Source organism: Thalassospira povalilytica (genome assembly GCF_002844235.1).
GTDB lineage: Bacteria > Pseudomonadota > Alphaproteobacteria > Rhodospirillales > Thalassospiraceae > Thalassospira > Thalassospira povalilytica.
Window position 1 is genome coordinate 338,541 of the sequence record NZ_PGTS01000002.1, and the last position, 24,100, is coordinate 362,640.

At 54.5% G+C, this 24,100-nt stretch carries 23 protein-coding genes and 1 tRNA gene; 14 read left to right on the forward strand and 10 right to left on the reverse strand.

From position 1 onward, the window contains the following. Positions 1-14 precede the first annotated feature (14 nt). The 5 genes from dprA to CU041_RS05840 form a co-directional block, all read right to left on the reverse strand. Positions 15-1,304, reverse strand: a complete 1,290-nt coding sequence (gene dprA / locus CU041_RS05820; RefSeq protein WP_233433023.1) for a DNA-processing protein DprA — start codon at positions 1,302-1,304, stop codon at positions 15-17. A 63-nt stretch (positions 1,305-1,367) separates the two neighbouring features. After that, complete coding sequence (plsY, locus tag CU041_RS05825; RefSeq protein WP_369813523.1) at positions 1,368-2,024, reverse strand: glycerol-3-phosphate 1-O-acyltransferase PlsY; 657 nt, start codon at positions 2,022-2,024, stop codon at positions 1,368-1,370. A 1-nt stretch (position 2,025) separates the two neighbouring features. After that, a complete protein-coding gene (locus CU041_RS05830) occupies positions 2,026-3,348 on the reverse strand; it encodes a dihydroorotase (protein WP_101246117.1) in 1,323 nt (440 codons plus the stop codon). After that, on the reverse strand, positions 3,345-4,304 hold the full coding sequence (locus tag CU041_RS05835) for an aspartate carbamoyltransferase catalytic subunit (protein ID WP_101246441.1): 960 nt from the start codon (positions 4,302-4,304) through the stop codon (positions 3,345-3,347). Before CU041_RS05835 ends, CU041_RS05830 begins: the two co-directional genes overlap by 4 nt. A gap of 171 nt (positions 4,305-4,475) precedes the next feature. Beyond that, a complete protein-coding gene (locus tag CU041_RS05840; RefSeq protein ID WP_101246118.1) occupies positions 4,476-5,399 on the reverse strand; it encodes an AEC family transporter in 924 nt (307 codons plus the stop codon). 245 nt (positions 5,400-5,644) lie between these two features. On the opposite strand from CU041_RS05840, the gene CU041_RS05845 reads away from it, so the two are divergent. Next, positions 5,645-6,478, forward strand: a complete 834-nt coding sequence (locus CU041_RS05845) for a VOC family protein (RefSeq protein ID WP_233433024.1) — start codon at positions 5,645-5,647, stop codon at positions 6,476-6,478. Positions 6,479-6,543: 65 nt separating this feature from the next. Here CU041_RS05845 and ruvX read toward each other — a convergent pair whose 3' ends face one another. Continuing rightward, positions 6,544-7,068, reverse strand: a complete 525-nt coding sequence (gene ruvX / locus CU041_RS05850) for a Holliday junction resolvase RuvX (RefSeq protein WP_068519423.1) — start codon at positions 7,066-7,068, stop codon at positions 6,544-6,546. A 282-nt stretch (positions 7,069-7,350) separates the two neighbouring features. Between ruvX and gatC the strand changes: the two genes are divergently transcribed. From gatC to gatB, 3 genes are read left to right on the forward strand one after another with little or no spacing between them, the layout of a single operon-like run. Further along, positions 7,351-7,641 carry an Asp-tRNA(Asn)/Glu-tRNA(Gln) amidotransferase subunit GatC gene (gene gatC, locus CU041_RS05855; protein ID WP_008890773.1) on the forward strand — a complete coding sequence of 97 codons (291 nt, stop codon included), beginning with the start codon at positions 7,351-7,353 and terminating at the stop codon, positions 7,639-7,641. Continuing rightward, complete coding sequence (gatA, locus tag CU041_RS05860) at positions 7,641-9,119, forward strand: Asp-tRNA(Asn)/Glu-tRNA(Gln) amidotransferase subunit GatA (protein WP_068519387.1); 1,479 nt, start codon at positions 7,641-7,643, stop codon at positions 9,117-9,119. Before gatC ends, gatA begins: the two co-directional genes overlap by 1 nt. A gap of 3 nt (positions 9,120-9,122) precedes the next feature. Continuing rightward, positions 9,123-10,577: an Asp-tRNA(Asn)/Glu-tRNA(Gln) amidotransferase subunit GatB gene (gene gatB / locus CU041_RS05865; RefSeq protein ID WP_101246119.1), complete on the forward strand. Its 1,455-nt coding sequence runs from the start codon at positions 9,123-9,125 to the stop codon at positions 10,575-10,577. 272 nt (positions 10,578-10,849) lie between these two features. On the opposite strand, the gene CU041_RS05870 is transcribed toward gatB, so the two are convergent. Further along, entirely contained in the window at positions 10,850-11,050 is a 201-nt protein-coding gene (locus CU041_RS05870; RefSeq protein ID WP_101246120.1) for a heavy-metal-associated domain-containing protein, read from the reverse strand. Between the two features lie 71 nt (positions 11,051-11,121). Next, positions 11,122-11,802, reverse strand: a complete 681-nt coding sequence (locus tag CU041_RS05875; RefSeq protein WP_101246442.1) for a type 1 glutamine amidotransferase domain-containing protein — start codon at positions 11,800-11,802, stop codon at positions 11,122-11,124. A 106-nt stretch (positions 11,803-11,908) separates the two neighbouring features. Between CU041_RS05875 and CU041_RS05880 the strand changes: the two genes are divergently transcribed. Together CU041_RS05880 and CU041_RS05885 are read left to right on the forward strand one after the other, a co-directional pair. Beyond that, positions 11,909-12,817, forward strand: a complete 909-nt coding sequence (locus CU041_RS05880; protein WP_101246121.1) for a LysR family transcriptional regulator — start codon at positions 11,909-11,911, stop codon at positions 12,815-12,817. Between the two features lie 73 nt (positions 12,818-12,890). Beyond that, positions 12,891-13,469, forward strand: a complete 579-nt coding sequence (locus CU041_RS05885) for a thymidine kinase (protein WP_068519391.1) — start codon at positions 12,891-12,893, stop codon at positions 13,467-13,469. A gap of 36 nt (positions 13,470-13,505) precedes the next feature. Here CU041_RS05885 and CU041_RS05890 read toward each other — a convergent pair whose 3' ends face one another. Then, a complete protein-coding gene (locus CU041_RS05890; protein WP_101246122.1) occupies positions 13,506-14,129 on the reverse strand; it encodes a LysE/ArgO family amino acid transporter in 624 nt (207 codons plus the stop codon). A 102-nt stretch (positions 14,130-14,231) separates the two neighbouring features. Here CU041_RS05890 and CU041_RS05895 point away from each other — a divergent pair, with 102 nt between their 5' ends. The 7 genes from CU041_RS05895 (at position 14,232) to CU041_RS05925 (ending at position 23,271) form a co-directional block, all read left to right on the forward strand. Beyond that, positions 14,232-15,131, forward strand: coding sequence for a LysR family transcriptional regulator ArgP (locus CU041_RS05895; RefSeq protein WP_101246123.1), 900 nt, complete (start codon positions 14,232-14,234; stop codon positions 15,129-15,131). Positions 15,132-15,278: 147 nt separating this feature from the next. After that, positions 15,279-16,610 carry a paraquat-inducible protein A gene (locus tag CU041_RS05900; RefSeq protein ID WP_101246124.1) on the forward strand — a complete coding sequence of 444 codons (1,332 nt, stop codon included), beginning with the start codon at positions 15,279-15,281 and terminating at the stop codon, positions 16,608-16,610. Then, positions 16,607-18,286, forward strand: a complete 1,680-nt coding sequence (locus CU041_RS05905) for a PqiB family protein (protein WP_068519395.1) — start codon at positions 16,607-16,609, stop codon at positions 18,284-18,286. The genes CU041_RS05900 and CU041_RS05905 overlap by 4 nt, the downstream gene beginning before the upstream one ends. Continuing rightward, complete coding sequence (locus CU041_RS05910) at positions 18,283-18,879, forward strand: PqiC family protein (protein ID WP_101246125.1); 597 nt, start codon at positions 18,283-18,285, stop codon at positions 18,877-18,879. The genes CU041_RS05905 and CU041_RS05910 overlap by 4 nt, the downstream gene beginning before the upstream one ends. 264 nt (positions 18,880-19,143) lie before the next feature. Then, on the forward strand, positions 19,144-20,832 hold the full coding sequence (locus CU041_RS05915; protein WP_101246126.1) for a hypothetical protein: 1,689 nt from the start codon (positions 19,144-19,146) through the stop codon (positions 20,830-20,832). A gap of 132 nt (positions 20,833-20,964) precedes the next feature. Beyond that, positions 20,965-22,014, forward strand: a complete 1,050-nt coding sequence (locus CU041_RS05920; RefSeq protein ID WP_101246443.1) for a GlxA family transcriptional regulator — start codon at positions 20,965-20,967, stop codon at positions 22,012-22,014. A gap of 72 nt (positions 22,015-22,086) precedes the next feature. Continuing rightward, positions 22,087-23,271: an MFS transporter gene (locus CU041_RS05925; protein WP_101246127.1), complete on the forward strand. Its 1,185-nt coding sequence runs from the start codon at positions 22,087-22,089 to the stop codon at positions 23,269-23,271. A gap of 151 nt (positions 23,272-23,422) precedes the next feature. Here CU041_RS05925 and CU041_RS05930 read toward each other — a convergent pair whose 3' ends face one another. Beyond that, positions 23,423-23,644 carry a hypothetical protein gene (locus CU041_RS05930; protein ID WP_068519195.1) on the reverse strand — a complete coding sequence of 74 codons (222 nt, stop codon included), beginning with the start codon at positions 23,642-23,644 and terminating at the stop codon, positions 23,423-23,425. 282 nt (positions 23,645-23,926) lie between these two features. Between CU041_RS05930 and CU041_RS05935 the strand changes: the two genes are divergently transcribed. After that, positions 23,927-24,019: transfer RNA gene (locus CU041_RS05935), tRNA-Ser, on the forward strand. The last annotated feature ends 81 nt before the right edge of the window (positions 24,020-24,100 follow it).

A 24,100-nucleotide genomic window follows, 5' to 3' on the forward strand; every position in this document is an offset into this window, starting at 1 on the left:
ATCCGACGCGACTCTCATTTGGCGATACGCGATACCCTATTTCCGGGGTGACGTTCAACCCTTCCTGCAAGTTCGAGTTCAATCAAAATTGTTGAAACCCGGTTTGCCGACAGCTTTGACGTGCGGATAAGTTCGTCAATCAGAAGGGGCGAAGTCGACAGCAAATCAATCACTTTGTCATTGTCATCAATATCGGTTCCGCCATTGGTATGCGTCGCGGTTTCCTGCGTGTTTGCAATGTCCTGATGCCCCTGTTTTGCGCCGGAAAATTCGGCGTCATGTTCAAGGGATCTGATAATGTCATCATACGTGCCCTGTATGTGATCGGGCTCACTGTTGCGACCGTCTGTGTTGAATTGATGAAAACTTTCAAAAAGCTGTGTGTTTTTTTCTGCCGACCTCACGGCATCAAGAATCACATCCGCAGAGTCGCATAAAATTGCACCATCCCGGATCAGACTGTTTGGTCCGGCCGCCCGCGGGTCGGTCGGTGAACCGGGAACCGCAAAAACATCGCGCCCCTGATCGGCGGCAAAGCGCGCGGTAATCAGCGATCCGGAATTGCGCCCGGCCTCTATGACAACGGTTCCGTGTGCGAGGCCCGATATGATCCGGTTGCGCCGCGGGAAATGGCGTGCTTGCGGTTTAAGGCCCGGCGGCATTTCCGATATCACCAGACCATCCTGACAAAGCTGTTCATAAAGCGCGCGATGTTCGCGCGGATAAATGACATCAACACCCCCGCCAAGGACCGCAATTGTACCGCCGCCCGTTTTGCCACCCGTGGTTCGGGCAGCATTGAGTGCGGCCTCGTGCGCCGCCCCGTCAATGCCGCGTGCCATTCCCGATGCCACGACATAGCCGGCCGATACCAGTTCGTGACTTATTTTACGCGCAAAACCGCACCCATTGGCAGATGCATTGCGCGCACCAACAATCCCGATTGCAGATTGCGCCAAAAGTTCCAGGCGACCGATGGCATAAAAATAGGGCGGGGCATCTTCAATGCGGGCCAAAAGGGCGGGATATTCCGGGTCGCCAAAAATCACCGGTTTTGCGTGACTTTGTTTTGCCAGTTCGATTTCGGCAACCGTGTCATCACGACTGGCAAGGGTTATTTTGCGAACAGTTCCGGAATGACGGCCAATGTCTGGCAGTGCATCGATGGCATTGCGTGCAGACCCGAACCGTTCAAGCAATTTGCGAAATGTCACCGGGCCAATATTGGTGCTGCGCGCAAGCCGCATACGGGCAAGGCGTTCGGATTGTGCCAATCGTGCCGGTTGTTGATCGCTAAAATGCATAACGCCCGGATTGTGATCATCCGGGCGTTGTTTCGTCAAGTTATTCAAAAGAAAGGAACGGGATCAGACCGTCTGGCTATCTTGTTCTGCTTCTTTCTTTTTCTGTCCAATCTTGGGTTCTTCACCCCGAAGCAGACGACCGATATTGGCGTGATGTGCTGCCCAGACAATCACAGCCAGAAATACCCCAAGCCATCCGGCACCCTGATCATTGGCGATGAAGAAGGCGGCAAGCGGGGCGGCGATCATTGCAATCAATGCCGACAGGGACGAAATGCGGAAAATCAGCGCCATGACAAGCCACGTCAAAGCAGCACACAGACCCATTATCCAGTTAACAGCCGCAAGGGTGCCAAGCGTCGTTGCAACGCCTTTACCGCCCTTGAAGCGCAGCCAGATCGGGAACATGTGGCCGATAACCGCAGCACCACCGGCAAAGATACCCTGTTCAACGCCCGAAAGATGGGTAAAGAGCAGGGCTGCAAACGCGCCTTTGCCCGCATCCCCGATCAGGGTCAGGAACGCCAGTCCCTTGCGCCCGGTGCGAAGCACGTTGGTTGCACCGATATTGCCCGAACCGATCTTGCGGATATCACCAAGGCCGGCCATCCGGGTCAAAACCAGACCGAACGGGATCGAGCCAAGCAAATAGCCGCAAACCGTCGCAATTTGCAGGGACATCAACATGGCTTTGTAGCCTTCATCGAGTGCCTGTTCCATATCAGGAGCCTTCCGTGAAAACTTCGCGGCCATCAATCAGGGTCCGCAAAACGCGGCCCTGTGTCAGGCGACCGTCAAAAGGTGAGTTCTTTGATTTCGAATGGAACTGATACGGATCGATTTTCCACGGACGATCCGGATCAAACACCACCAGATCCGCCGCCGTTCCCTCGGCCAGGGTTCCGGCACCCTTGATGCGGACAAGATCCGCCGGAACGCGCGTCAGTTTGGTGATGACATCAAGCAACGACATATGGCCATTGTGATAAAGTTCAAGCGAAATGGGCAGAAGCGTTTCAAAACCAACTGCACCCGCCGCCGCCTGTGCGAAAGGCAGGCGCTTTGAGTCAGCATCTTGCGGATTGTGATCGGATGCAATGGCGTCAATGGTGCCATCTGCCAGACCGGCCACGATCGCCTGACGGTCATCTTCTGATCGCAGGGGCGGGGACAATTTGGCAAATGTCCGGTAATCGGACACCGAATTCTCGTTCAAGGCGAAATAGGGCGGTGCCGTATCGCAGGTTACTTTCAGGCCGCGTTTCTTGGCCTTGCGAATGACCTCAACCGACTCCCCGGTCGAGATATGGGCAAAATGAAGCCGCCCGCCGGTCATTTCCGCCAAACGCAAATCACGTTCGATCTGCATGACTTCGGCCAGCGGCGATACCCCCGAAAGACCCAGACGGGTGGCAAGTTCGCCACTGTTCATTGATGCGCCCTTGGACAATTCCGGCTCTTCCGGATGCTGGACGATCATGCCGTCAAAGAAGGTGGAATATGAAAGTGCCTGGCGCAGCAGGCGGGCACTGGCGATTGTTTTGACACCATCACAGAACGCGACTGCACCTGCCTGATGCAGAAGGCCCATCTCGGTGATTTCCTTGCCTTCGATGCCCTTGGAAACCGCACCATAGACAAACACCTTGGCCAGGCCGACCTTGCGCGCGCGTCGTGCAATGAATTCGACACCTGCAACATCATCAATGACCGGATCGGTATTGGGCAGGGCGATGATTGTGGTCACCCCGCCAATGGCCGCAGATTTGCCAGCGGTTTCGATGGTTTCCTGATGCTCGAAACCCGGTTCACGCAGCTGGGCACGCATGTCCACCAGACCCGGGGCAAGGCAAGCACCGCCAAGGTCAATGATTTCAAATCCTTCAGGCACGGTGTCCTTGGTGACTTCCGCGCCGGCTTTGGCAATCGTGTCATCCTGGATTAGAAGGCCGCCCATGCCATCGGTCTGTGCGACCGGGTCGATCAGACGGGCATTGATAAAGGCCTTTTTACCTGCGCCTTTGGCGCGAATGGCGGGGCTCATGCCTGACCTCCCATCTTTCTGTGGTTCTGGACAAGCAATTCCAGTGCTGCCATGCGAACGGCAACACCCATTTCGACCTGTTCACGAATGACCGATCGTTCGACGTCATCGGCGACTTCGCTGTCGATTTCCACTCCACGGTTCATCGGGCCGGGATGCATGATCAGGGCGTCGGGTTTGGCATTGGCAAGCTTGGCGCGATCAAGGCCATGGAAATGGAAATATTCGCGGACGGACGGGATAAAGCTTCCTTCCATGCGTTCAAGCTGAAGACGCAGCATCATGACGATGTCGCAGTCTTTCAAACCTTCTTCCATGTCGTGGAAAATCTCGACACCCATGCGATCGATCTTTGACGGGATCAGGGTCGGCGGGGCTACAAGCCGTACCCGCGATCCCATGGTATTGAGAAGCAGGATGTTTGAACGGGCCACGCGCGAATGGGCGATATCACCGCAGATCGCGACATTCAGACGGTGCAAGCGCCCCTTGTGACGGCGGATGGTCAGGGCATCAAGCAGGGCCTGTGTCGGGTGTTCATGGCGACCATCCCCGGCATTGAGAACTGCACAATTGACCTTTTCACTCAGCAACTTGACCGCGCCACTATCGGCATGGCGAACCACAAGGGCATCCGGGTTCATCGCATTGAGCGTCATGGCGGTGTCAATCAGGGTTTCACCCTTTTTGACCGAACTGGTGCCCACCGTCATGTTGATTACATCCGCACCAAGCCGTTTGGCGGCAAGTTCGAATGACGTCAATGTACGGGTGGAGTTTTCGTAAAACAGATTTACAACCGTGGCACCGGCCAGAATATTGCTGGTCTTGTCAGCAGAACGGTTCTTTTCCGCGTAATGCTGTGCCCGATCAAGAATAAGGGTGATTTCCCCGGGGGTGAGACCCTCGATACCGAGGAGGTGTGGGTGCGGATAGTGATCCGCCGCTGGTCCCATGACGCTCATGGCGTTGCACATTTCCCTTGGATGGTCTGGAAAAAATTTCGCGCGGAGCATAACGAATTGCCCGTGTGACGAAAAGGTAAATATTCCAAAGAATGGTGTGATTTCATGCGGAAAACCTGACCGTCCGGTCAGGTTTTCCGGGGGATTTTCATGATCGCCGGATCAAACCACATGCATGAGAACGGCAATGATCGGCATGGTGATGATCGCGGCAAGGGTGTGGACCGTGATGATACTGGCCATCATCTGTGCATCACCGCCCATCAGGCGCGCCAGGACATAGGCACTGGCTGAACAGGGAAGGGCGGCATAAAACACCACAGCCGCGCTTTCGATCCCCGGCAACCCGAGCGCCAGACAAAGTCCGGCTGCAATGGCCGGGCTGGCAACCAGTTTGCCAATGGTCGAAATGCCGACCGGAAAACCGGCATTGCGCGCAGCCTTGAGATCAAGTCCGGCCCCGACAGCAAGCAACCCGATGGGCAGGGCCGAGCGGCCAAGAACTTCAAGAAACGGGCCAATCACCGGGGGCAGGCCAATTCCGGCAACATTAAACAGGCTGCCCAGAACGCAGGCGACCAGAAGCGGGTTCTTTGCAACATCACGAAGCAGCGACAGCAAACCCGGTTTGCGGTCATTTTCCCCCCAATGCGCACAGGCCAGAACCGATATGACATTGACCGTCGGAACAACCAGCGCGACACAAAGTGCGGTTACCGTCAGTCCAGCCGTTCCCAAAAGGGCGGCCGCAACAGCAAGCCCGATATAGGTGTTGGGGCGGATCGCCCCCTGAACCAGTGATGAAAATGCCGCGGGACTGACCTTCAGAACCGGTTTCAGAACCATGATCAGGATGGTGCAAATCGCAACAGTTCCCAGCATCGCACTGGCAATTCCCAGTAACGGCAAGCTGCCGAGATCGGCCTTGGCAGTGTTGGAAAACAGCAGGGCCGGGAACGTCACGAAATAGGTCAGCTTTTCCGCACCGGGCCAGAATGCGTCAGGCAGGAACTGACGTTGACGCAGGCCATAGCCCAGAACAATCAGGGCGAATGTCGGCAGCAGGGCGGAAAGAATGGCGATCATGAACGGACCTTTTGAACGAAAAGCACAGGCCATGCTTTGGCGCGACGCGCCGGGTGACCCCGTATGTTGTCGGACAAAAATGTAATCACTGCAAGCGATTGAATTGTGCCGCGCGCCAGCTGACTTTAATTCAGCTAAATGGGAGTTGTTCTTTGTTGCCAAAGCATAATGTGATAGTCAGCACATCTATAAGAGTGCGGCAGCGATAAACTGAATTCAATCTAAAGCTGTCCGGACCGCCACCAATGCCACGAGGGGACGCCATGTCGCGCGCGATTGATCATCTTGTTCTGTGTGTGAATGATCTTGAAGCGGCAATTGCTGCTTATTCCCAGCTTGGATTTAAAGTAACGCCGCGTGCAACCCATCCGTTTGGAACGGGCAATGCGCTGATCCAGCTTGACGGCATGTATATCGAACTGCTTGCTGTTGTTGATCCGGACAAGATTACCGAAACCGATCTGTCTGTGCCGTTTTCATTTCCGATCTATAACCGTGATTATCTGCGCCATCGCCAGGGCATGTCAATGCTTGCCCTTCAGTCGCGCGATGCCGAAAAGGATCGTGAGGAATTCATTGCGGCCGGGGCAGCTGTGCCGTCGGTCTTTCATTTTGAACGCGATGCGTTAACCCCGTCGGGCGATACGGTGGGCGTTGCCTTTTCACTGGCCTTTGCCAACCATCCGTTGCTCCGCCATGCGGTGTCATTTGTTTGCCAGCATCGCCATCCGCCACAGAATTTCTATTTCCCGGAATATCAATCCCATCCCAACGGTGCCAAGGCGATCGGCAAGGTCGTGCTTAGTCACTGGGCGGCGGACGCCGTGCGCGATTTTTACGAGGCCATCGGGATCGATCATTTGGTCGACGCCCTTCACAGTGACGAGCTGATTGCCAAATACGGTTTTGATGATACCGATTTTCCGACGGACGGTTTCGCCGGGTTCGAATTGATTGTCGATGATCTGTCCCGGATTTCCGAAGCCGCACTGTCACTTGGCGCGGTTCAGAAAAAAGGCCAGATTATCCTGCCGCCATCGAAGTTCTTTGGCGTGATGGTCGTCATCAAGTCGAAATGACGTACAAAAAAAGCTGCCGGGCGAACCTGGCAGCTTTTTGATCTTGTTGTGTGACCGATCTTAAATCAGTCTTCGTCTTCATCGAACGCGTCTTCATCGGGTTCGGCATTTTCGCCGGGATCGGTGTGACGGTTAAGATGGTCCAGCGCGCCCTGAAGAATATAGGCTGCCGCCGTTTTATCGACGACTTCCGCACGACGTTTACGGGTCATGTCGACTTCTTCGATCAGGATACGTTCAACCGCATTGGTCGAAAGACGTTCGTCCCACATCAGAACCGGAAGGTCGATGTATTTTTCCATCTCGTCGACAAAGGCATAGACACGGTGGCATGCCTTGCCGATCGAACCGTCAAGTTCACGCGGGAAGCCGATGATGATGCCGCCGACATTCTGCTTGTCGATGATCGATGACAGCTGTGCGATATCGCGGGTGAATTTCTTCCGCGAGATCAGCTCATAAGGTGAAGCGATCTGCAGCCCGACATCTGAAAGGGCCACGCCAATGGTTTTGGTGCCAAGGTCCAGGCCCAAAACGCGCGCTGCTGGTGGTAAGAACCGCAGCAATTCCTGAGTATCATTGCAAATCATGGCGACCTTATAGGCGTGTTGATTGGAAAACACCAGCCGAATTGCCGCGATGGCAATGCAATTCAGACATGCCTGATTGTAACGTCATTTGGCACTGCTTGCGGGCATTTTTATCGCCAGATCGCGCCCGGATGAACAATGATCGCCGATGTCGCGCATTTAGGCCGTTTGCGGCCCTTGCGATAGGGGCGGCGGGGTGCTAGTTTCCGCGCTGTAATTCAAGTTCTGGCGGATTTCGTATCTGCCGGGTTTTTTGTCATTCCTTAAGAGAGACTTTCATCCATGTCGTCTTTGGATAAGGAAACAGTTCGCCGTATTGCCTATCTGTCACGTATCAACGTGTCCGAAGAAGGCCTGTCCGAACTGGCGGGAGATTTGACCCGTATCCTCGATTTCGTCGAGGAACTGCAAGAAGTTGATGTCGAGGGTTGCGAACCGCTGACCTCGGTTGCCGATCTTACCCTGCCGCTGCGCAAGGATGAAGTCACCGATGGCAACATCCAGCAAAAAGTGCTGTCGAATGCACCGATGACCGATGCTGGCTGTTTTGTTGTGCCCAAGGTGGTTGAATAATGACTGATCTGACAAAGCTGACACTTGCAGAAGCCCGCGACGGGCTTGCAAAGGGTGAATATACCTCGGTCGAACTGACCGAAGCGCACCTGAAATCGATGGAAGCACATCGCAATCTGAACGCTTACATCACCGAAACCCCGGAAAAGGCCATCGAAATGGCCAAGGCATCCGATGCCAAGCGCGCCAAGGGCGAAGCTGGCAAAATGGAAGGCCTGCCGATTGCGGTCAAGGATCTGTTCTGCACCGAAGGTGTTCAGACCACGGCGGCGTCGCATATCCTCGAAGGGTTCAAACCGGAATATGAATCCACGGTCACCAGCAAGCTGTTTGAAAATGGCGCGGTGATGCTGGGCAAGGCCAACCTTGATGAATTTGCCATGGGGTCGTCAAATACGTCTTCCTATTACGGCAATGCAATCAACCCGTGGAAGGGCAAGGACGGCAAGGATCTGGTTCCCGGTGGTTCGTCAGGCGGTTCTGCGGCTGCTGTTGCTGCCAACATGGCGCTTGCGGCAACCGGTACCGACACCGGTGGTTCGATCCGCCAGCCGGCATCCTATTGCGGTATTGTCGGCTTGAAGCCGACCTATGGCCGTTGCTCGCGCTGGGGTATTGTTGCCTTTGCAAGTTCGCTTGATCAGGCCGGCCCGATGACCAAAACCGTTCGTGACGCGGCAATCATGCTGGGTTCGATGGCCGGTCACGATGCCAAGGACAGCACGTCTGCGCCAATGGCGGTTCCTGATTTCGAAGCTGCCCTGACGGGTGACATTCGCGGCATGAAAATCGGTATTCCAAAAGAATACCGTGTTGATGGCATGCCCGAAGAAATCAGCAAGCTGTGGGACGATGGTGTTGCCATGCTGCGCGATGCGGGTGCCGAAGTGGTCGATGTGACCCTGCCGCACACCAAATATGCGCTTGGCACCTATTATATCGTCGCCCCGGCAGAAGCATCTTCGAACCTCGCCCGTTATGACGGTCTGCGTTATGGCCAGCGTGTCATGGACGAAGGCGACAGCCTTGATGACATGTATATGAAGTCGCGCGCAGCCGGTTTCGGCAAGGAAGTCCAGCGCCGCATCATGATCGGCACCTATGTGCTGTCGGCTGGCTACTATGACGCCTATTACAACAAGGCGCTTAAAGTCCGTCGTCGCATTTACGAAGACTTCGCCAATGCCTTTGGCACGGTTGACACCATTCTGGCACCGACCGCACCGTCGGCCGCGTTCGCCATCGGTGAAAACGAAGGCGATCCGGTCAAGATGTATCTGAACGACGTCTTCACCGTTCCGGCAAGCCTTGCTGGTCTTCCGGGCCTGTCGCTTCCGACCGGTCTGTCGTCCGAAGGACTTCCGCTTGGCCTGCAGCTGATTGGCAAGCCGTTTGATGAAGAAACCGTTCTGCGTGTCGGTGGTGTGCTTGAAAGTGCCGCCAACTTCACCGCAAAACCGTCCGGGCTGGAGGGTTAATCCATGAGCTATGTGATCGAAGGTTCGACCGGCCCGTGGGAAATCGTTGTCGGTCTGGAAGTTCACTGTCAGGTGATTTCCGAGTCCAAACTGTTTTCCGGTGCATCAACCAAGTTCGGGAACGAACCGAACACCAATGTCAGCCTTGTTGACGCGGCGATGCCGGGCATGCTTCCGGTGGTTAATGCCCAGTGCGTGCGCCAGGCAGTCAAAACCGGTCTGGGTCTTAAGGCCAAGATCAACAAGGAAAGCGTTTTTGCCCGCAAAAACTATTTCTATGCCGATTTGCCGCAGGGCTATCAGATTTCGCAGTTTGACAAACCGATTGTCGGCGAAGGCACGATCATTCTTGATATGCCCGATGGTTCGACCAAGTCGGTTGGCATCGAACGTCTGCATCTTGAACAGGATGCCGGCAAGTCAATGCATGATCAGGACCCGAAATATTCGCATATCGACCTGAACCGTTCGGGCGTGGCGCTGATGGAAATCGTGTCCATGCCAGATATCCGAACCCCGGAAGAAGCTGGTGCATACCTGACCAAGCTGCGTGCGATTGTGCGGTATCTTGGTACGTGTGACGGCAACATGAACGAAGGTTCGATGCGTTGCGATGCCAACGTTTCGGTCCGTCGTCCGGGCGAGCCGTTCGGCACTCGTTGCGAGATCAAAAACGTCAACTCCATCCGTTTCGTGATGCAGGCGATCGAGATCGAAGCCAAACGCCAGGTCGAAGTTCTGGAAGCCGGCGGTGAAATCGTTCAGGAAACCCGCCTGTATGATCAGCGTCTGGGTGAAACCCGTTCGATGCGTTCCAAGGAAATGGCACATGATTATCGCTATTTCCCGGATCCGGATCTGCTGCCGCTTGTCTTCGATGATGCTTTCATCTCGGAAATCGAAAAAGAACTGCCGGAACTCCCGGACGAGAAAAAAGCCCGCTTCATGCGTGAAAACGGCCTGTCGGCATATGATGCCGGTGTTCTCGTTGCGGAAAAGGAAAAGGCTGATTACTACGAAATCGTCGCCAAGGGCCGTGATGGCAAACTGGCTGCGAACTGGGTGATCACCAACCTGTTTGGCGCGCTGAACAAGGCAGAAGTCGGCATCGCGGACAGCCCGGTTTCGGCTGAAAACCTTGGCAAGCTGATCGATCTGATTTCCAATGACACCATTTCGGGCCGTATCGCCAAGGATGTCTTTGAAATCATGATTGAAACCGGTGATGATCCAGAAAAGATCGTCGAGGAAAAAGGTCTGAAACAGATCACCGATACCGGTGCCATCGAAGGGGCGATTGACGAAGTCATCGCAGCCAACCCCGACAAGGTACAGGAAATTCGTGACGGCAAAGACCGCATGCTGGGCTGGTTCGTTGGTCAGGTCATGAAGGCCACCGGCGGCAAAGCCAACCCGGGCATGGTCAACAAGCTGCTGCGTGACAAGATCCTTGGCTGATTAATCATCAGACCATTGAAAAAGCCGCCCTGATCGGGCGGCTTTTTTTGTATGAGGAATGCCGGGGCCCGTCGCGGTGCGCTCATGATGGTAATGCTGCTGGTGATAATGCTGCCAGGGGCGGGCATTGGTCCGTGCGGCAAAATGCATCATCCATGCCCGCGGTTATCGGGCCGGTTGGCGATGAGTAAATAAAAAAGCCGCCTGTATCATGATTATACAGGCGGCCTTGACGTTCGGGTGGGGGGAGACACGAACGTTGATGGTATTGATCAGCTGGTCACGGACGCGGGATAACCTGCATCGGTGATCGCTGCGATCAGGGCGTTGACATCCGCGGTTCCGGAAACGGCAATTTCACCAGATTCCAGATCAACCTCTGCGCTTTCAACGCCGCTGACCTTGGTGGCGGCTGCGGTCACTGCATTGGCGCAGTGGCCACAGCTCATTTTTTCGACCTTCAGTTTTACCATTTGAATACTCCATAAAACCGGTATCTATGCCTGCAGTATGAAGGTTCCAGTAGATGGAAGGTCAAGCAGTTTTATGCGGACAAAAGTTTGATAACTTCGTCTGCGGTTGCGTCGCTTGATGCCGGGTTCTGTCCGGTCACAAGTTTGCCGTCAACCACAGCAAATGGCGCCCACATTTCACCACGTTCATAGGTGCCGCCATGCTTCTTGAATTCGTCTTCAATCGACAGCGGAACCACCTTTTCAAGGCCGACAGCCTTTTCTTCGTCATTGGTAAAGCCGGTGACACGTTTGCCCGCAACAAGCGGCTTGCCATCAGCTGTTTTGGCATTCACCAACGCAGCAGGACCGTGGCAAACAGCGGCGACCGGTTTGTTCTGTGCGACAAATGCTTCGATCAGGGCAATTGATTTTGCATCGGTTGCAAGATCCCAAAGCGGGCCATGCCCACCCGGATAAAACAATGCGTCAAAATCATCTGCCTTAAGGCCGTCAAGCGTGACGGTGTTTTCAAAGGCCTGTTTGGCGGCCGCATCTTTTTCAAAGCGTTCGGTCGCCTCGGTCAGGGCATCTGGAACCAGACTGTTGGGGTCAAGTGGCGGCTTGCCGCCTTTGGGCGATGCCAGGGTGATTTCCGCACCGGCATCGAGAAAACGGAAATAGGGGGCTGCAAGTTCTTCAAGCCAGATACCGGTCTTGTGGCCGGTATCACCCATGCGGTCGTGCGAGGTCGTAATCATCAAAATACGCATCAAATCCTCCATGCGCTGATTTCATTTGCCATGATCGTAACTGGCTGACAAAATTTGCGTAAGCGTGAATTATTGAACAGATTGTCAAATTAATTGAGCACATGAAATGTCGGCACTTGATGAAGTCAGAGCAATGATGATCTTTGCGCGCGTGGTCGAGGAGGGCGGGTTTTCCGCCGCTGCGCGCAAGATGGGGCTTAGTCGCGCGGCCATTTCACATCAGATCCGCCAGCTTGAAGCCAAACTTGGCGTGCCGTTGTTGCGCCGAAGTACTCGCACATTCAGCATCACGGATGCCGGTGAACGCTATTACGACAGTTGTCGCACCATCATGTTGGAGGCCGAAGCGGCCCGCAAACGGGTCGAGGAATTGCGTGATGAACCTGTTGGCAAGATTTCAATCACGTCTTCGGTGCATCTTGGCAATTTGCGGATCGTTCCGATTTTGAACCGGTTCCGCCGGACATATCCCAGTGTCGCAATTGATGTGCATCTGAGTGACGATGTTGTTGATCTGATTGGTATGGGCATGGATATCGGCATCCGGTCAGGACCGCTGAAAAGTTCCGATCTCAAAAGCTTCAAGCTTTATCAAACACATCGTATTGTCTGCGCCAGCCCGGACTATCTTGATCGTGCGGGGCATCCGGAAAAGATTGACGATTTCGCCCTGCATGATTGGGTGATGTATAGCCGCATCCCGGAAACCCTGACCATGACTTGCAAGGGTACAGAACAGAAAGTCCGGGTTAACGGTCATGTCCGCGTTGATAATGCCACGGCGCGGTTACAGTTCCTTCGGGGCGGGCACGGCATGGCTGTTGTGCCGCAATGTGATGTTCAGGATGATATTGAGCGCGGTGATCTGGTCCGAATTCTTCCTGACTGTATTCTGCCTGATTTGCTGGTTTATGCCGTTTATCCGGCCGGTGTAACGCGCAGCGCCAAAGTCCAGGCATTGCTGGAATTCATGCGCCGTGAATTGCGTGACATCGATATTTCACGGAATGGATGACGCCGCAATCATCGCCATATTGATCAATTGTGCCTGATCGGCTATGTCCCATTGACGACTTTCGGGGGGATCCATGGCCAATCTGTTTTTCTATTACTCGTCCATGAATGCGGGCAAATCGACCACGTTGCTTCAGGCAAGCTTCAATTACCGCGAACGGGGTATGGAAACGCTGTTGCTAACGGTTGCCTTTGACGACCGTTTTGGCGAGGGCAAGATTGCGTCACGCATCGGTCTGGAAGCCCCGGCACTTTTGTTTGATGGCCAAACCGATATGTGTGCGCTGATCCTTGGGGAAATGAAAAAGGGCAAGGTCGATTGCGTCCTGATTGACGAGGCCCAGTTCCTGAGCAAGGAACAGGTGTGGCAACTTTCCGATATCGCTGACAAGCACGGTGTTCCGGTACTTTGCTATGGCATCCGCACCGATTTCCAAGGGCAGTTGTTCGAAGGGTCCAAATGGTTGCTGGCCTGGGCGGACAAGCTTAATGAGCTCAAAACCATCTGCCATTGCGGTCGTAAAGCCGGCATGGTGCTGCGTGTCGATGAAAATGGCGATCCGGTCCGTGAAGGGGCGCAAGTCGAAATCGGCGGCAATGACCGATATGTCCCAGTATGCCGCCGCCATTTCAAGGATGCCATGGGCCAGTGAGGCCAGAATAATGGTTTCTGGTCCAATGGCGCGCGGTTACGCAAGGATGGCGCGGATTTCCGGTGCAAGCAGGCTATAGGCAACAAGCCACATCACCGCACAGGTGATCGCATCGACGATTTTCCAGGTGATTGGGCGCGCGACATAGGGGGCAAGCCACGCAGCCCCAAGCGCGATCGAAAAGAACCAGACGAAACTTGCACTCATGGCACCAAGGGCAAAGCCAAGCCGTTCATCCGCCGGATATTGGCCGCCGATCCCGCCCAGCATCACCACAGTATCAAGATACACATGCGGGTTCAGAAGCGTCACGGCGAGTGTTGTTGAAAGTACTGCCTTCCAGCCCTTCTTTGATCTGGTGTCATCTGACAGCGTTTCGGTTTCAAACAACCGCCGAAACGCGCCGATACCGTACCAGATCAAAAAGGCACCGCCGCCCCAGGCCGCAATTTTGGTCAGGAGCGGGTAGGCCGCAATAAGTGTTCCCAACCCGGCCACGCCCGCCGCAATCAGGATCGCATCACACAGCGCACAGACCAGCGCAACCATCAACGGATGGTTACGACGCAATCCCTGTCCCAAAACAAATGCGTTCTGGGCACCAATCGCGATAATCAATCCGCCACCAAGGCCAAATCCGGTTGCGTAAGTCAAAAGCATGTCGGTGTTCCTGTTTGAAGTGATGGCCCACTGATATCAATTTCACAAAATAAGAAAATCGAATTATGATTAAGCACCATTAGAAAAAATTATGGGTCAGGCATGCTTGATTACAAACTGTTGCAGGCCAGCGCCGAAGTCATCCGCCATGGCAGCTTTGAAAAGGCCGCCCGTGATCTTGGGCTGACACAATCTGCTGTGTCTCAGCGCGTCAAACTTCTTGAGGAACGTTTGGGGCAGCCGGTCATCATTCGGGCAAAGCCGATTGCCGCCACGGTCGCAGGGCAAAGATTGCTTCAGCATTATCAAAGTGTTCGGTTGCTTGAACAGGAACTGCTTGATGAAATGCCCGACATTCAAAGTGATGGCGGCTATGGTCAGGTCGCGCTCGCGGTCAATGCCGACAGTCTGGCAACCTGGTTTGTCGATGTCCCTAAATATCTGTTTGATCAGCTTGGGCTTCTTGTGCATTTGAAGGTGGGGGATGAATCGCTTAATCACAGCGCGCTTCAGGATGGCACCGTGCTTGGCGCGGTTGATATGCGTTCAACACCGATCCAGGGATGCCGGGTGCGTCCGTTGGGGATGATGCGCTATGTCATGGTCGTTTCGCCGGAATTCAATGCACGCCATTTTGCAAACGGCGTGACGGCAGATGCATTGCGATCCTGTCCGGCCGTCAATTTTTCCGAACATGACGAACTGCAAAACCAGTTTCTTAAGCAATATTTCGGCTTGAATCCCGGCGAATTCCCGGCCCACACCATTCCGAGTTCACAAGGCTTTGTCACGGTCGCGGAACAGGGTATTGCCTATGCCGTTGTTGAACAGCATCAGGCAGAGGAAGCATTGCGAACCGGTCGTCTGATCCGTCCATGCCCGTTTGAAATTGACCGGCCGCTATATTGGCACCACAAAACCATCCAAAGCCGTTTGCTTGATCAGGTCAATGAGATCGTGCTTTCACAAGCCCGCCGTTTTTTGCCCAAAATTACGACATAACAACAAGATAGCGGATAGTGTTCGGTACGTCTGTTCACGGATCATGTGATCGTGGCGACACCGATGCGGTTTGACTTCATGTCAAAAGTGTCGCTTACTTTGATGGACGAGCCATCATGGATAACGGTTTGTTTCAACAGGAAAACCATGTCGCGTCGATTGATTGCGTGTGAGCATTGCGACTATCTCCATGTCGAGGAAGACATCCCGGCAGGCAGTGTGGCGTGTTGTGTGCGTTGTGGCTCACCGCTTTATTCCGCGGAACAAAACCGGTTCGACAAACCCCTGGCATTGGCGGTGACGGCACTCATTCTTTTTGCAATCGCCAACACCTTTCCGGTTTTGACGTTTGGCATGGAAGGCCGGGTTGAAACCAATACACTGGCAAGCGGGGTGGTAACATTCTGGCAGGAAGGGTTTCCGTTCCTTGCCTTTATGGTGGCCGTGACATCAATCATCGCACCGTTGCTTTTGATTGCGGCGCATATTTATGTGTTGTTGCCGATCTGGCGAGGAACCAGTTGGCCCGGGATGAAACGGGTATGGCGTGTTCTTGCCGTGGTGCGTCCATGGTCGATGCTTGATGTTTTTCTGATCGGGTTGCTGGTGGCATTGACCAAGCTGACCGACTTTGCCCAGGTGATTGCTGGCCCGGCCTTTTTTGCGATTTGCTGTCTGATCCCGACCGTTCTGTTGATGAATGTGACGCTTGATACGCGTGCGGTCTGGCGGCGCATTGCCCCGTCGTCATTGCGCTATCTCGATCAGGATGATTTGCGCGAAAGCACCATGCCAATATCGGGGGCGGTTGCCAGAAAGCATGGGTTGCTGAGTTGCCATACCTGCGCGATGGTGGTCATCGAACAGGAAAATGGGCCAACGAAATGCCCGCGTTGCGGCGATGTTGTGCATCAGCGCAAGGCAAGAAGCCTGTCACGTGCCTGGGCGCTTTTGCTGGCGGCGGTGATCCTTTATGTGCCGGCAAATGTGTTTCCGATCATGCAGGTGACCTATCTTGGCCGGTCCGAAGCCGATACCATTCTGTCTGGTGTCGCGGCATTGACAGCAGCCGGGGAATGGCCAATCGCCATTGTGGTCTTTACCGCCAGTATTCTGGTGCCGATCGTCAAGATCGTGCTTCTGGGATGGGTGTATTTGGCAACCTATCTTGGTCTTGCCGGACCGCTTCGTGAACGCACCCTTATTTACCGGGTGACAGAGCTGGTCGGGCGATGGTCGATGGTTGATGTATTTATGGTTTCGATCTTGGCCGCGCTTGTGAAGCTGGGCAATATCGCATCGGTTCATCCCGGATTTGGCGCCGTTGCATTTTGTGGTGTGGTTATTTTGACCATGTTATCAGCAATGGCCTTCGATCCGCGGCTGATTTGGGATCGTGCGGAATTGAAGGCGCTGAAATCGCGATCCGATACAGGTTTTGAACGGAACCAAGTTGAAAAACAGGGGACGCCGTCATGATTGACGAACATTCGACTTCATCAGATCCGCGACCCGGATCGCCGGATGTCAAAAAGGGATGGGGGCGTTTTTCCATCGTCTGGCTTGTGCCGTTGGTGGCGTTGATCATCGGGGGCTGGCTGTTGTGGCGCGATGTCATGTCAAAGGGGCCGGAAATCACCGTTACCTTTGAATCGGCCGAAGGCATCGCCGCAGGAAAGACTGCCGTTCGCTACCGCGATGTTGATGTCGGGCAGGTGGTCGAAATCGATCTTGCCGAAGACCTTGATCACGTGCGTCTGACCATTCGCATGGATGCAGACCTTGGTGACTATCTGACCGACAAAACGCGTTTCTGGGTGGTTCGACCGCGGGTGACCGTGCGCGGGATTACCGGTCTCGATACCATTGTGTCGGGGGCCTATATCGAAGTCGTCCCCGACAAGACCGGCAAAAAACAACGCGATTTCGTTGGCGAGGAAGAACCACAGATCATTCATGACGAAGAAGACGGAACGCGCTTTGTGCTCAAGGCTGACGAGCTTGGCTCATTGGGGACCGGTACGCCGGTTCTGCTGCGCGGTATAGAAGTCGGTGAAGTTCTTGATACTGAACTGACCGAGGATGCAAGCGGTGTGACCATCCCGATCTTTGTACGCAAACCGTTTGATGCCCTGGTCAAGCGCGATACACGTTTCTGGGATTCAAGTGGTATTGCGCTTGATCTCAATTCCGGGGGCTTGTCGGTTCGTGCGCAGTCGGTGCGTTCTGTTCTGGCCGGCGGGATCAATTTCTATACGCCAAATGACAGCACGAATGATGATATGGCGTCTGCCGATACGGTCTTTCGCCTGCATCCAAGTTTGGAAAAGGCCGAGCTGCTGGCCCAGGGATACAGTCAGGAATATATCCTTTATTTCGATTCTTCGGTGCGTGGCCTGTCGCGCGGGGCGCCGGTTGAATTCAATGGTATCCGGGTCGGAACGGTCGAAAGTGTCGATCTGGAATATGTTGTGAACCGCAATATTTTCCGGGTTCCGGTTCTGGTCACGATCGAGCCAGAACGCGTGCGACTGGTTGGTGGTGATCTTGGTACCCGTGATCCGCAGGCAACCATTGAAACGCTTGTCGCCAATGGTTTGCGCGCCCGTCTTAAAACCGGAAGCTTTATCACAGGGCAACTGTTTGTTGACCTGGCGATGAACCCGGTTTCGCCCGCCCGTTATCTTGGCGACGGGCAGGGGCCGTATCCGGAATTGCCAACCTTGCCGCAAAAACTTGACGAAATCGCCAATTCGCTGACCAGCTTGCTTGAAAAGGTCGAAACCTTCCCGCTCGAGGAAATCGGCATTCGTCTTTTGGGGACGGTTGAAGGCATGGAAAATATCGTCACTTCGCCAGCACTAAGTGATGCGATGACCAACCTTAAACAGGCAGCGGCAGGTGTGAGCAGTCTGGTCAACAACCTTGATACCAGCGTTCTGCCCGCAACCCAGACCGCCCTTGATACCGCGCGCGAGGCATTGGGTGGGGTGCGCGATGTGACGGCCCCGACATCACCTGTGCGATACAATCTGGAACAAGCGCTTAAGGAGCTGAGTGCCACAGCACGGTCATTGCGGGATCTGACCGAGTTCCTTGAACAGAACCCAAGTGCGCTGATCCTTGGAAAAAGTGGCCCGAAGGAGGATGAATGATGCGACAGATAATCCGGATGCAGATGCGTAAATATCTGTTGTTGCTTGTCGCACCGCTGCTTGTTGCCTGCGCATCGCAATCGGGAACAGATCGTTATTACCTGCTGTCTTCAATGATGCAGCAAACGGCTGATCGTTCCGCACAGGCACCGGTTGTCGGTGTCGGGCCGGTGACCATTCCAAGCCACCTGGACCGGTCAACGATTGTCACGCGCAGCAGTGCCAACCGGCTGGAAGTCAATGCCGGTCATCGCTGGGCTGAACCGCTTGATGAAAACATCAACCGGGTTCTGATGGACAATCTTGATCGAACCGGGCGCGCGTCGCGGCTTGAAACATTCCCCTGGACATCCCGTGACGGGGTGGTGTGGCAGATCGTTCTTGATATTGACCGGTTCGAACGCCAGGCCGATGGCAATGTTGTTCTGGTGGCACGCTGGAAACTGGTGCATTTCGAAGACGGCGCCATTGTTCAGTCGGCAAAATATAACAAGATCAGCAAACCGGCCGACGCCACAATCGAAAGCACCGTTGTGGCCATGAGCACGTTGCTTTCAGACATGACCGGCGAGATCGCAAGTCATATTCCCTAATCTATACAATGGGTTATGCGCACGTTATGCGTGTGAATTCGCATCCCGGCATAACGGGACGATGCCGCGGATTTCAGGGCCGTTAAGGCATTGAAGGGCAACGGAAAGCGCAGTTATTGTAAAAGTTGTTGATCAACCTATTGTTTTCATACCCCGAATGGACTTATAAAGAAGATACAAATATAAAAAAACGGGACACGCGCCTGACTGATTACCGGCAAGTAAATGCCGCCCAAACAGGAAGTTAGGGAGCCAGAGCGCATCATGTCGGATACGACATTTGAAGTATTGGTTCAGCGGGGGGATCGCTGGATCATCCACTCGACATTTGACGTCGAAAAAGAAGCGGTTTCAGAAGCAGAAAAGGTTCTGAAAACCAAGGTGTCTGCCGTACGCGTGGTCCGTAACTGGGAACGCGGCGATGGTCGTCATGTTGAAAAGGTTCTTCTGGAAAAAGAAGGGGCAGGTGACAGCGAAGAAGAAGACGTCCGTGTTTCTTCGATCGATGAAGCGCCGCTTTGCGAGACCGACAACGACCTTTTGCAGAAAGAAAGCCGCGCAACCATCAACCGGTTGCTGCGCAAATATTTCGAACAGGAAATTCTGACTCCTTGCGAGGTAATGTATAATTACCAGAACCTCCGCAAGTTGATGTTCCATGACACCTTGATGCCGACGGCTGTCGACAAGGTTGCCGGTTTGCATGCCAAGGCGACCGATGGCGACCATATCGAGGCGATGAACAACCTTCATGGCGCGATCGAACAATTGTCTGCGCGCGCCCGCGAAGTTGAAAAGGTTGATCTGCCGGCATTCGAAGACGCCACCATCTCGGAAGTGCGCGACGAAATTCGTCGTCTTAACCTGGCCGAAGATACTGATTTCCTGACGATGGTAGCGCTAACACGCGTTCTGTCATCAACCCGCAACTGGGTGGGGAAGCTTGATCTTGCCCTGAAGGTCAAAGGCGACGAAAAAGACGAAGCCGCCCGCAAGATGCTTGATGACGTGATTGCCGATATTCTGGGATCACCGGTCGCGCTTAAGGAATTGCTGGGAAGTTCACGCAGCTTTGGCGAAGCGGTGACGCTTCATATCGATCTGGCTCTTGGTCGAGCAAAAGGCAATCGCGGGGCCGCGGATGATATTCTTGAACTGCTCAACCCGTTATTCGGATCCGGGCTGTTGTCGACCAGTCAGGAAGCGATGTTTGATTACGTCGTACGCGAGTTGCGCAGTGCCAACAACCTGACCCGCCATGAAAGTGATCCCGATCCGCTGATTGGCATTCTTGATCGTCTGATCACGGAGCGCGGCGTTGTTTATGGCACCCCGATGGTCGAAGCCATCGCAGAACGCGGTGCGCGGTTGCGCAATGTTGGTGGTCCACGTGCCCTGATCGAAGGTGTTGCCGAGATCAACGGCCGCCTGATCCCCAACTATCGCAAGCTGACCTGGCTGATTGCGGTCGCCAATAGCGGCATCGTCGAAGATTTCGCAGACGAGCTGTATGTCATGATGCAGGACGCGGTAAAGGATATGCGGGCCTTGCGGGCTTTTTGTGATCCGGAATCCAAACCGCGCGACAAGATGGCAACGGTCAAGCATATGAATGACCTGCTCAGCGAGAGCAACCTGCCCGAAGACCAAAAGACCCAAATTGGTGCCAAGCTTGATGATGGACTGGCAGAATATCTGGTGCGTGAAAAGGTGATCGAGCGGATTGATAATCCGTCTCTGCATCTGCGCAAGCGTGCCTATATGCTTGTGCAATTCTGTTCCAGCGGCGTCCTGATCGAAGGTAAATCGGCGGCAATGGCGCGAAAAAGGGTGGTTGGATATCTGAAACAGCCCAACTTTACCGACAAGCTGGTTGATGACATCAAGGATATGACCGCCAAGGAAGGTACGATCCGCGATTTTTATGCGTTGCTGCAACGAAGCGGGTTCTGACCGCCAGCCCACTGCATTTCTGATCTGATTGCAAACACCCCGCGATGCCATTTGGCAAAATTCGTGGGGTGTTTGTCATTGTTGCCAAAACCTGTTTGCGGCATGCTTGGATCAATCCAGCGAGGTGTCCGCATGTCAGTATCCAAAACAGCCGCAAAATCAGAAACCCCAAGACGATTGATCGTCTGCCATGCCTATGACCGGGTGATGAGCCTCGATGTCGTCGGGCCGCTTCAGGTTTTTGGTTCCGCTAATGACGAATTGACCCGAACCGGGCGGGCAGCAGGATATGACGTGCTTGTCACAGCCTCCCGGTCTGGTCCGGTCAGGACGTCCTGCGGGGTGCAGCTTTATGCCGATTGTGGCTGGCAGGATCTTGATCTTTCGACGGTTGATACGTTGCTTGTGCCCGGTGGGGACGGGGTTGCGCGTTTCTTTGATGACCATGATTTTCTTGAATGGCTCTGTGCTGCGGAAAAAGTCATTCCGCGCCTTGGATCTGTTTGTTCAGGCGCGCTGATCCTGGCCGAGGCCGGGCTTCTGAACGGGCGCATGGCGACAACGCACTGGTCGCGCTGTGATCAGATGATCCGTGATTATCCGGCCATTCATCTGATGGCAGATCGACTGCACAGTTATGATCCGACCGGATATGACGGTGACCCGCATGTCTTTACATCGGCCGGGGTGACGGCGGGCATTGATCTTGCCCTTGCAATTGTCGAGGCCGATTACGGTCGGGCACTGGCGTTATCGGTTGCGCGGCGGCTTGTGATGTTTCTTAAACGGCCGGGCGGGCAGGCGCAATTCAGTGCCTATCTGACGCCGGAAGGCGGGGCGACCACCCGCTTGGCCGGGTTGCTGGAATGGTTGCCGGCCAATCTGGCAGAAGATTTGTCGCTTGAAACGCTGGCCGGTCGGGCGGGTATGACACCGCGAACCTTTTCACGGGTCTTTAGCCGCGACCTTGGAATGAGCCCGGCACGCTATGTCGAACGTATCCGGGTCGAAGCCGCACGTGCCTTGCTGCAAGATGACGGGATTACAGTATCGCGGGTCGCCGAATTGTGCGGTTTCAGGCATCCGGAAACCTTGCGCCGGGCCTTTCAGCGACATCTGTCGGTCAGCCCGCAGGAATATGCCGAGCGGTTCGCCCGAAAACCGTATGCGGGCGCAATCTAGCCCGCACGGTACCGGCATCAGGCAGATTGCCTGATCAATTCAACACAGTTTGATTTTTTCGGAGTTGGCAACATGTTGTTACTGACCAATGGCGCGGTGCGTCTGCTGTTTATTGCACAGGCCCTTTACTGGTCCTGTTCGTTGATCGGAATTACCCTGACCGCGCTTGTCGGGGTGTCGCTTGCGCCAAGTGCCGGGCTTGCGACATTACCGCTTGGTGTTTTGATGCTTGGCAATCTTATGTCGGTTCATCCGCTTGCCATGGTGATGCAACGGCGTGGCCGGCGTGTCGGCCTTTTTCTCGGTGCGCTTTGTGGTGTGGCGGGCGGGTTGCTTCTGGCGGCCGGTATTTATATCGGGCAGTTCTGGTTGGTGGCATTGGCACCCTTGTTGATTGGTACCTATCAGGCATCGGCCATGTATTATCGCTATGCCGCGATCGAGGCCGTCGATAAAACACAAAGTGGCCGGGCGGCGGCACTGGTTGTCGGGGGTGGTGTCCTGGCCGCACTTGTTGCGCCGGAAATCGCCGGGTTCAGTCGTGATTTCCTGCCCGTACCGTTTGCCGGTGCCTATGTCGCACTTGCCGGTTTGGCAGCGATGGCTGCGATCATAACGATCATGTTGCCCGATGGCGGCATTCCGGCGCGATCCGGATCAAGCTGGACCGTAATGGCCACACTTTTGCGGCGACCGGTAATCCGCGGGGCCATTGCCGTAAGTGCAGCCGGGCACGGGATCATGATCCTTGTCATGACGGCAACGCCACTTGCGATGAAATATTGCGGGTTTGATATTGATGTATCGGCCAACGTCATCCGTTGGCATCTGATCGGCATGTTCCTGCCTGCCTTTGTCGCAGGCCCGATGATTGACCGGTTCGGCGCGCATCGGGTGGCATCCCTTGGTGTTGGCATCTTGCTGATCAGTGTCGGTTTTGCTGTGACGGACATATCGGCAGAAGCGTTTCTGATCAGTTCATTCCTGCTTGGGATTGGCTGGAACATGATGTTGCTGGCGGGGACGACCATGCTTGGTGCGGGACATGATCCATCCGAACGCGGACATGCGCAAAGCCTGATGGAGCTTGGCAACAGCATCACGGCAACTGCGGCCTCGATCGCCAGTGGCGCTTTGATCGCCGGGGCAGGGTGGATCCCGGTGAATTACGGCGTGGTGCCCGTTCTTGTGGTTGCGATGGTTTTGATGTGGCGCGGGCTGGTCGCGCAGCGATCAGCCGCACAGGCCGGGGCTTGAAAAAGATAAAAGGAACCGCCGGTCATGAGGACCGGCGGTGAAGTTGCGGGGCAAACGGGGAGTTTCGCCCCGGCGCGACTGAAAAACTCAATCGTTTCGCGCCGGATCACGTTCTGTAACGATGCTGTCCGGCCAATAAAAAAACCGGCCATCAGGCCGGTTGTGATTCAAACGATGCGGCGTTGCCGGCAACGAATTCCTTGATCTTCTGCAAAACAAATTCGCGAGAGCTGTTTTCACGGGTACGGAACAGCACTTCGCGATCCTGAATGACCAGGCCCATATAGACCGGATCGTTATGACCTTCCTTGATCAATTTCAGGGCGCGGAGGGTATGCCCGAAATCATCGGTGCTTTGATAGATGGTGCGCATCTTTCTCCAACCAGCATTTGTGTCGGGTGACAATGTAAGACCAATCGACCAAGGCTTTATGACAGCTGTTTTTTTCCAGCCGATGACAGCTTTATGATGGTTTGAAGACAGTTTTGCCCATCAACCAGAAAATTTCATGGGCAGGGCGGTCAAAAAGCTGCTGGTTTTATTTGGAAGGCCTGTTAAAAATAAAACGTCATCAAGGCCGGTTTCGGGCATTGACATGCGCCATGACGGTGTTTAAGAAAGGCGTCGTTCCGCAGGGAACACCAAAGACATACAGGGCAAATGGCCGAGTGGCTGAAGGCGCTCCCCTGCTAAGGGAGTATAGGGTGACAAGCCCTATCGAGGGTTCGAATCCCTCTTTGCCCGCCATTGATTAAAGCACCCCAGAAGGGTGCTTTTTTCTTTTTCCTGATGGCAGAAAATCCCTATCAAAATCGTTATTCTGTTGTG